The following is an 863-nucleotide window of genomic DNA, read 5'->3' on the forward strand; positions in this document are numbered from 1 at the left end:
ATGTTATAGCCATAAAAAGTCATTCAGTTGGCTAAAAAATTTTTCCGAATCATCTTTCAGATTCGGAAAAAGAACTAAATCGCTAAGCCGCCATAATAAAAAATGACTAACAGTAGTGTTAGGAGCAGGGTGCTGCCATTAACGCGATGCCATTCTTTGGCAAAAATACGGCCAATAACGAGGGTAACAAAACCAAACATTAGGCCGGTTGCAATATTACAAGTGAAAACAATAAAAACAGCGCACACCAGGCCAGACATGGTGTCAACAAAATCATTAAAATTCAGTTTTGAGACATTCTGTAACATTAGTAAGCCAATGTACACTAACGCTGGTGCAGTGGCGTAATGGGGAATTAACAGTGATAGCGGTGCTAAAAGGTGCTAAAAATAACATCAATAAGAAAAGCGTGCCTACCATGACGGCGGTTAAGCCGGTTTTGCCACCTGCTGCTGTGCTTGCTGTTGATTCTAGGTATTATACCGCAGCAGGTGATGCACTCATTACGCCCGCAAAAATAGAGCTTACTGAATCTATGGTAAATGCTTTGCCGCCATCAATAACTTTATCCTTTTTATCTAGTAAATTCGCCTGACTAGATACTGCACGTAGGGTTCCGGTCGCATCAAATATGGCGGTGATAATCAGTGCTATAGCTTGGCGACTTTAAAATGATTACAAGTAATTACTCTATATCAGTAAATTTATATTGGACAAAAACATATATAGCTAAGCGACTTAATTTTGATGACATTATTTATATGAGCTATTCAATTGATTTTAGACGTAAAGTTATATTTACGATGGAAGAAGAAGGGTTGAGTATCCGAGAAACAGCGAAGCAATTTCGGATTGGCTCTGCA

The 863-nt window shown here is 38.7% G+C and carries 1 protein-coding gene and 1 pseudogene; one reads left to right on the forward strand and one right to left on the reverse strand.

The window, feature by feature from the left end; translation table 11 throughout:
- Positions 1-74: 74 nt before the first annotated feature.
- Positions 75-654 (reverse strand): annotated as a pseudogene (locus tag ARSQ2_RS09600) (solute carrier family 23 protein); the annotation flags it as partial.
- 17 nt (positions 655-671) lie between these two features.
- On the opposite strand from ARSQ2_RS09600, the gene ARSQ2_RS09605 reads away from it, so the two are divergent.
- Positions 672-863 (forward strand): hypothetical protein (locus tag ARSQ2_RS09605; protein ID WP_202880411.1); only part of this gene is annotated, 192 nt, incomplete at its 3' end.

Origin of the sequence: Arsenophonus endosymbiont of Bemisia tabaci Q2 (assembly GCF_902713415.1) — a bacterium.
GTDB lineage: Bacteria > Pseudomonadota > Gammaproteobacteria > Enterobacterales > Enterobacteriaceae > Arsenophonus.